The 4,737-nt window shown below is 63.1% G+C and carries 6 protein-coding genes; 2 read left to right on the forward strand and 4 right to left on the reverse strand.

Features of this window, described 5'->3' with window-relative positions; translation table 11 throughout:
* Together Q0S16_RS18280 and coxB are read right to left on the reverse strand one after the other, a co-directional pair.
* Nucleotides 1–745 (reverse strand): cbb3-type cytochrome c oxidase subunit I (locus Q0S16_RS18280; protein WP_295851051.1); only part of this gene is annotated, 745 nt, incomplete at its 3' end.
* 108 nt (nucleotides 746–853) lie between these two features.
* A complete protein-coding gene (gene coxB / locus Q0S16_RS18285; RefSeq protein WP_295851055.1) occupies nucleotides 854–1,696 on the reverse strand; it encodes a cytochrome c oxidase subunit II in 843 nt (280 codons plus the stop codon).
* Nucleotides 1,697–2,117: 421 nt separating this feature from the next.
* Between coxB and Q0S16_RS18290 the strand changes: the two genes are divergently transcribed.
* Nucleotides 2,118–2,678, forward strand: a complete 561-nt coding sequence (locus tag Q0S16_RS18290) for an invasion associated locus B family protein (RefSeq protein ID WP_295851058.1) — start codon at nucleotides 2,118–2,120, stop codon at nucleotides 2,676–2,678.
* A gap of 16 nt (nucleotides 2,679–2,694) precedes the next feature.
* Here Q0S16_RS18290 and Q0S16_RS18295 read toward each other — a convergent pair whose 3' ends face one another.
* On the reverse strand, nucleotides 2,695–3,189 hold the full coding sequence (locus tag Q0S16_RS18295; protein WP_295851061.1) for a GNAT family N-acetyltransferase: 495 nt from the start codon (nucleotides 3,187–3,189) through the stop codon (nucleotides 2,695–2,697).
* Between the two features lie 24 nt (nucleotides 3,190–3,213).
* Nucleotides 3,214–3,564 carry a hypothetical protein gene (locus tag Q0S16_RS18300; protein WP_295851068.1) on the reverse strand — a complete coding sequence of 117 codons (351 nt, stop codon included), beginning with the start codon at nucleotides 3,562–3,564 and terminating at the stop codon, nucleotides 3,214–3,216.
* Between the two features lie 171 nt (nucleotides 3,565–3,735).
* Here Q0S16_RS18300 and Q0S16_RS18305 point away from each other — a divergent pair.
* Nucleotides 3,736–4,737: metallopeptidase TldD-related protein (locus tag Q0S16_RS18305; protein WP_295851073.1), on the forward strand; the 1,002-nt coding region annotated here is incomplete at its 3' end.

A 4,737-nucleotide genomic window follows, 5' to 3' on the forward strand; every position in this document is an offset into this window, starting at 1 on the left:
AGAAGAAGGTGGTGCCGAAATTGCGGTCCGTCAGCAGCATGGTGATGGCGCCGGCCAGCACCGGCAGCGCCAGCAGCAGCAGGAACACCGTCACCAGGATCGACCACACGAACAGCGGCATCTTGTGCAGGGTCATGCCCGGCGCGCGCATGTTGAAGATGGTGGTGATGAAGTTGATGGCGCCGAGGATCGAGGAGGCGCCGGCCAGATGCAGCGACAGAATCGCGAAGTCGACGGCAGGACCGGGGTGGCCCGAGGTCGAGAGCGGCGCGTACAGCGTCCAGCCGGTGCCGACGCCGTTGGCGCCCGGTTCACCCTCGACGAAGGTGGAGATCAGCAGCAGCGCGAACGACGCCGGCAGCAGCCAGAACGAGATGTTGTTCATGCGCGGAAACGCCATGTCGGGCGCCCCGATCATCAGCGGCACGAACCAGTTGCCGAAGCCGCCGATCATCGCCGGCATCACCATGAAGAAGATCATGATCAGGCCGTGCGAGGTCACGAACACGTTGTAGGTATGGCTCTCGTGAAAGATCTGGACGCCGGGATACATCAGCTCGATGCGGATCAGGATCGACATGATGCCGCCGACGATGCCGGCGCAGATCGCGAAGATAAGGTACATCGTGCCGATGTCCTTATGGTTCGTCGAATAGACGTAGCGCCGCCATCCTGTCGGATGGGCGTGCGCATGATCATCATGGGCGTGATCGTCGTGAACCGGTGTTGCCGCGGTCGTTGCCATTTTCAAATCCTGCTTTGTCGTCTCTTGGCAGTCTTTGGACCTCGCGGTCCCGTCGCCCTAAATCTTGCTCGTGCGCAAGCCGACCGGAGCCTCGCGGCTCCGACGGGCTCACTGCGCCGCGGGTGTCGCCGCGGCGTAGGAATTCGCCGGGTTGGTCGCATATTTCTTCTTGGCGGTCTCGATCCAGGCCGCGAATTCCTGGTCGCTGACGACCCGGATGGCGATCGGCATGAAGGCGTGATCCTTGCCGCACAGTTCGGAGCACTGGCCGTAATACATGCCTTCCTTGGTCGCCTTGAACCAGGTCTCGTTAAGGCGACCGGGGATGGCGTCGATCTTGATGCCGAATGACGGCATCGCGAAGGAGTGGATCACGTCGGCCGCAGTGGTCTGAACACGGACAACCTTGTTGACGGGCACCACGACCTCATTATCGACGGCGAGCAGGCGCGGCATCTTGTCGGCAGCCAGCAGCGAGTCGAACTCGAACGGGCCGTTGTCAGGGTAGGAATAGGTCCAGTACCACTGTTTGCCGGTGGCCTTGATGGTCAGGTCAGCCTTCGGAATATCGAGCTCGAGAAACAGCAGGCGGAACGACGGCACCGCGACCGCCACCAGAATCAGCACCGGGATCAGGGTCCACGCGACCTCGATCAGGGTGTTGTGGGTGGTCTTGGATGGCACCGGATTGCTCTTGTGGTTGAACTTGACCACCACGAGGATCAGCAGCACCAGCACGAACAAGGTGATGCCGGTGATCAGCCAGAGCAGGAAATTGTGGAACCATGTGATGTTCTCCATCACCGGCGTGGCGGCGGCCTGCAGCTTGTATTCCCAGGGCGCGGGCTGACCCATGACCTCGGCGAACGCGGTACCGCCCAGAGCGAGCCCGGTCCCAATAACCGCCAAACCTAGCAACCGGTGGCCAATCTGGCCATTCGACATCTTCATGTCGCGCGCGCTCCCATGTAAATACTCAGCATTCCGGCAGGTCGCCACGACATGCTGTTCGGTTCGCGTCCTGACAACAGCCACCGACCGATGGTTAGAACGCGTCGAATTCAAGCCTCTCAAACCATAATTCGGGCGCTGTCGCAATGCAGTAATGGATGATCGCGAAATGCATTCCAGGGCCTTGCATCGGCAGCGCAATTCCCGCATTAAATCAGTGACAACCACCACTTCAGCGGGCGACGACGCTTGACAGCGGCATTGCCCGTTGTACGCACAGGCGAACGGCCATTCGGCCCGCTGATTCGCCGCCAGGGCGCCGCCGTGGCGGCGTGGCGGACGCCTTCAAGGCGCCGTCATTGCCGTATCAGTCCTGTTTGCCGGCAGGCTCTGCCAAACCACTGCCAAGGGATCGACCCCGATGGGCCATTCGAAATTCCAGCACAAGCCGACCGTGGGCCGCAACGCCCGCATTGTCGCAGCGTGGCGCCGGATCGCGCTCGGATGCCTGGCCCTGGTGGCGGTGTCCGCCAGTTTGACCGGCGCCCACGCCCAGGGCGCGGTACGCTCGGTGCATGGCGACTGGCAGATCCGCTGCGACACCCCGCCCGGCGCCCAGGCTGAGCAATGCGCCCTGATTCAGAGCGTGGTAGCCGAGGACCGTTCCAATGCCGGTCTGACCGTGATCGTGTTGAAGACCGCCGATCAGAAGAGCAAGCTGATGCGGGTGGTGGCGCCGCTCGGCGTGCTGCTGCCGTCCGGCCTTGGGCTGAAACTCGACAACGTCGACGTCGGCCGCGCCGGCTTCGTGCGCTGCCTGCCCAATGGCTGCGTCGCCGAAGTGGTGATGGACGACAAGCTGCTCGGCCAGCTGCGCACCGCCAAAACCGCCACCTTCATCATCTTCGAGACCCCCGAAGAAGGCATCGGCTTCCCGCTCAGCCTGAACGGGATCGGCGAAGGCTACGACAAGCTGCCATAGGGGCTCGCCCCGACAGCTAAAGCAGCAGCGCCATGAACAGGACGTTCTCGTAGCTGCCATCGACACACACCGCATCCATGCGCATGCCCTCGGTCAGGAATCCGACTTTCCGGTAGAGCGCGATAGCGCTGGCATTGGCTTCACGGACCGTCAGTTCGATCCGGTACAGTCCTTTGACGCGGGCCGCGTCAAGTGTCGACCGGATAAGCCGGGTTCCGATGCCCCGCCCTCGAAACTCCGGCAACAGTCCCATACCGAGGGTCGCGCTATGGGCATAGATCGGCTTGCTGTTCGGCCTTGCGTCGCACCAGCCAACAAGTTTCTCATCCCCTGCCATGGCGACGAATTGAGGGTGGCCATGCTCGATGTTGTCGAGCACGAACGCGCGAACGGCTTCAGGTGGCGGGCCTTCCAGAAACGACCGGTAGCGCTTTTCTCGGGCAACAACGTCCAATGCCCGGCCGAAACCGGGGATGTGGGATGCGGCGATCGGCAAAATCTGAACAGTCATGGAATTTGGCGTTCGAATGCATTTCTATTCTGGCGTCGCCGCAACGAGCCATCCGAGACGCGAGAGCACAGTCAAAGCCGCAACGGCGACAGTCAGCCCGCCAGAAATCCACCAGCCGATATAACTCTTCGTGGGCAGGTGGCTGATGCGCTCCGTCAAGGTGGCCTGACTGACCTTTAAATCGGTCAGGTCTTTTCCCGCCTCCCTGAGGGCGATCTTCATGTCACCGACGTTTTCACGAATGTTCTTTACGTCGGCTTCGAGACTGGCGACCCGAGCTTCGATCATGCCGTCGAATGTGCCTGCGCCGCCATGCGCCTGCAAGGGCGACCCAGGGGGTTTGGGAGCAAGGATCTGATCGGATTCATCGACCATGCCCAATTTAGCCGCACTTTCTTGGGGTTGATAGGTTATTTTAAACAACCTGTCAGGCGCGAGCCGCACAACAGTTTTCGGCGATATCGGCCGAACGCAACGCGGTCCCCTCCCCTTCTTCCGCCGCAATGCCTATCTTCAGTTTCACCGCGCCATTGCCCCGGAGCTTCCATGACCAGTCCCGCCACCACTTCCCTGATCGACCGCGCCAATCTCGACCGCGACCAGGTGCGCCAGCAGCTCATCCGGGGCCTCGAAGGCGCCGACGACGGCGAGCTGTTCCTCGAATACAGCCAGTCGGAAGCGCTGGGCTTCGACAATGGCCGGCTGAAGCAGGCGACCTATGACACGGCCCAGGGTTTCGGGCTGCGCGCGGTCAAGGATGACGCGGTCGGCTATGCGCATTCCTCGGACGTCTCGATCCCGGCGCTGATCCGCGCCGCCGATGCGGTCAATGCCGTGCGCGGCGGCTATGCCGGCACCTTTGCCGCGGCGCCGTCGCATACCAATGTCCGGCTCTACAGTGACGACAACCCGCTCGATGCGCCCGGCTTCGAGGCCAAGGTAAAACTGCTGGCCGAGATCGACGCCTATGTGCGCGACAAGGACCCCAGGGTACGACAGGTCTCGGTGTCGCTCGGCGCCACCTGGCAGGTGGTCGAGATCCTGCGCCCGGACGGCGAGAGCTACCGCGACATCCGCCCGTTGACCCGCGTCAACATCTCGGTGGTGGCCGGCTCCGGCGACCGCCAGGAATGCGGCAGCAAGGGCTATGGCGGCCGCGAGGGTTACCAACGCTTCATCGAGAGCGGCGCCTGGCGCGCCGCCGCCGATGGCGCCATCCGCGAGGCGCTGGTCAACCTTGAATCGATCCCCGCTCCCGCCGGCGAGATGGACGTGGTGCTCGGGCCGGGCTGGCCCGGCGTGATGCTGCACGAGGCGGTCGGCCACGGGCTTGAAGGCGATTTCAATCGCAAGCAGACGTCTGCCTTTGCCGGCCTGATGGGCCAGCAGGTCGCCGCCAAGGGCGTCACCGTGGTCGATGACGGCACCCTCTCGTCACGGCGCGGCTCGCTGTCGATCGACGACGAGGGCACGCCGACCAACCGCACCACCCTGATCGAGGACGGCATCCTGGTCGGCTACATGCAGGACCGCCAGAACGCCCGGCTG

The organism is Tardiphaga sp., assembly GCF_025356345.1.
Taxonomy (GTDB): Bacteria; Pseudomonadota; Alphaproteobacteria; order Rhizobiales; family Xanthobacteraceae; genus Tardiphaga.